The 2,640-nt window shown below is 61.6% G+C and carries 2 protein-coding genes; both read left to right on the top strand.

Features of this window, described 5'->3' with window-relative positions:
• Window positions 1-232 precede the first annotated feature (232 nt).
• Window positions 233-1,777 carry an IS21 family transposase gene (gene istA / locus Q669_RS14250; RefSeq protein WP_022992796.1) on the top strand — a complete coding sequence of 515 codons (1,545 nt, stop codon included), beginning with the start codon at window positions 233-235 and terminating at the stop codon, window positions 1,775-1,777.
• A gap of 14 nt (window positions 1,778-1,791) precedes the next feature.
• Window positions 1,792-2,547, top strand: a complete 756-nt coding sequence (istB, locus tag Q669_RS14245) for an IS21-like element helper ATPase IstB (protein ID WP_022992795.1) — start codon at window positions 1,792-1,794, stop codon at window positions 2,545-2,547.
• Window positions 2,548-2,640: the final 93 nt, after the last annotated feature.

Here is a 2,640-nt window from a genome sequence, read left to right as displayed (position 1 = left end):
TGCATATTCCGGCCCATCGTGACCACCCATTCCGTTTGAACGTGACCGCCTGTTCCGGGTGATCGTGACCGCTCATTCCGTTCTATCGTGACCGATTTTGGACGTTTTTCCGGAATCGCCGGTCACGATACCGGAATCCTCGGTCACGTTCCTCCGGAATCACTGCCAAAGCGCTGGAATTCTTCAACTTTATCCGGCATACCACTTCCTTTTTCATCACGAGGAAGGGCGGATGCCGGCAGCGAGGATTTCCATGCGACAAATCATCGAGGTCTTGCGCCTCAAGTACGAAGCGGGCCTGAGCCATGAGCGCATTGCCCGTGCCTGTGGCCTTTCCAAGGGTGTGGTCGGTAAATACGTCAGTCTGGCCACCGCTCAGGGCATCACCTGGCCGTTGCCGGAAGGCACGGACGAAGCACGGCTGGAAGCCCAGCTGTTCCCGGCCAAAACGCCGCCTTCACGCTTTGCCGAGCCCGACTACTTCCAGGTCCATCAGGAGCTAAAGACCAAGGGCGTCACCCTGCAACTGCTCTGGGCAGAATATGTGGAGCGCCACGGCGACAAGGCTCGCCGGTACAGCCAGTTCTGCCACCACTACCGGCTCTGGCGTGGTCGGCAGCGGCGTAGCATGCGCCAGGTCCACCGGGCCGGTGAAAAGATCTTTATCGACTACTGCGGCCCCACAGTCCCGGTGGTAGATCGCAGCTCTGGCGAGATGCGCAAGGCCCAGGTCTTTGTGGCCGTGTTGGGCGCGTCCAGCTACACCTTCGCCGAGGCCACCTGGAGCCAGAGCCTGCCGGACTGGATCGCCTCCCACCAGCGGATGCTGGCGTTCTACGGTGGTGTGCCGGAACTGCTGGTTCCGGACAACCTCAAGGCGGCGGTCACCAAAGCAGACCGATACACACCCCAGATCAACGAGACCTACGCAGAAATGGCCGCCCATTACCAGGCGGCAGTCTTACCGGCACGCCCTTACAAACCCAAGGACAAGGCGAAGGCCGAAGCCGGCGTGCTGCTGGTTGAACGCTGGATCCTGGCCCGGTTGCGGCACCGAACGTTCTTCTCACTGGCCGAACTGAACTCGGCGATTGCAGACCTGCTACCGGCACTGAACCAGCGACCGTTCCAGGGGCGATCCGAAAGCCGCCAGAGCCTGTTCGAAGCGCTGGACCGACCCGCGCTGAAGCCACTGCCGGCAATGCCCTACGTCTACGCCGAGTGGCGCAAGGCTCGACCGGGTATCGACTACCACATCGAGATCGACAAACGGCTGTACAGCGTGCCTCACGCCCTTGTGGGCGTAAAGCTGGATGTTCGGGTTACTGATACGTCCGTAGAGGTCATGCACAAAGGCCAGCGGGTGGCTCTGCATCCTCGGCATGGCAAGGGCCGCTTCGTCACCCTGACCGAGCACATGCCCAAGTCCCATCAGGCTCATCAGAACTGGTCACCGGGACGGTTCCTGAACTGGGCCACTGACATCGGCCCCGCCACCCTCGACGTGGTACAGCGGCAGCTCAAGGATCGCCCGCATCCAGAACATGGCTACCGGGCTTGCCTGGGGCTATTGAACCTGAGTCGACGTTACAGCCGTGACCGGCTGGAGCAGGCCTGCGCCCGGGCGCTGTCCATCAACTCGGCCAGCTACCAGAGCATCACCTCGATCCTGAAGCAGGGCCTGGATCAGCTCCCCCTGCCACTGACCGAGGAAGAACCGGAACTGACCGATCTGCCCGTTCACACCAACGTTCGCGGCCCCCGCTACTACCACTGATCCCGGAGAAACCTATGCTGACTCAAAACACTCTCGACACCCTGCGCCAACTCAAGCTGACCGGCATGTGCGATGCCTTGGAGCAACAACGGGCACAACCCGACACCCATGACCTGGCGTTCGAGGAACGCCTGGCCTTACTCATCGACCGGGAGGTGCTGCACCGAGAAAACCGACGGCTAGAAAGGCTGCTGAAGGCAGCCCGGTTGCGGGTGCCGGCCTGCGTGGAAGACATCGATTACCGCCATCCACGGGGGCTGGAGCGCTCCCGCATGGCGGGCCTGGCCAGCTGTGACTGGATCCGCCAATCCCTGAACCTGTGCATTACTGGCCCGACCGGATGCGGCAAGACCTGGCTGGCGTGTGCTCTGGGTAACCAGGCCTGCCGGCAGGGGCTCTCGGTGCGTTACCTGCGAGTACCGCGCCTGTTCGAACAACTGCGCATCGCCCACGGCGATGGCAGCTACGCACGGCTGATGAACCAGTTGCTGAAGACCGACCTGCTGATCCTGGACGACTGGGGCATGCAGAAGGTCACCGCGCAACAACGACAGGATCTGATGGAGGTCATCGAAGACCGCCATGACCGTGGCTCGACACTCATCGCCAGCCAGTTACCAACCGAACACTGGCACGACTACATCGGCTCCGCCACGCTTGCAGACGCGATCCTGGATCGGCTCCTGCACGGCGCTCACCGACTCAATCTGAAGGGGGAATCACTGCGAAAAGCGAAAGCACAAAATACGGAATCGGTTGACCCATCGTGACCGCTCAGAGTACAAAACCGACTCCAGCGTGATGGCCGTGTGCAAATCGGTCACGATCCCCGGAATGACCGGTCACGTTCGCCGGAATACGCA

It is taken from the genome of Marinobacter sp. C1S70 (genome assembly GCF_000475355.1).
In the GTDB taxonomy this organism is placed as follows: Bacteria; Pseudomonadota; Gammaproteobacteria; order Pseudomonadales; family Oleiphilaceae; genus Marinobacter; species Marinobacter nauticus.
This window is presented reverse-complemented; position numbering and strand designations above follow the sequence as displayed.

Bases quoted from the DNA above. Each gene is read 5' to 3' on its own strand.
- istA (WP_022992796.1), top strand. From the start codon at position 233: ATGCCGGCAGCGAGGATTTCCATGCGACAAATCATCGAGGTCTTGCGC.
- istB (WP_022992795.1), top strand. From the start codon at position 1,792: ATGCTGACTCAAAACACTCTCGACACCCTGCGCCAACTCAAGCTGACC.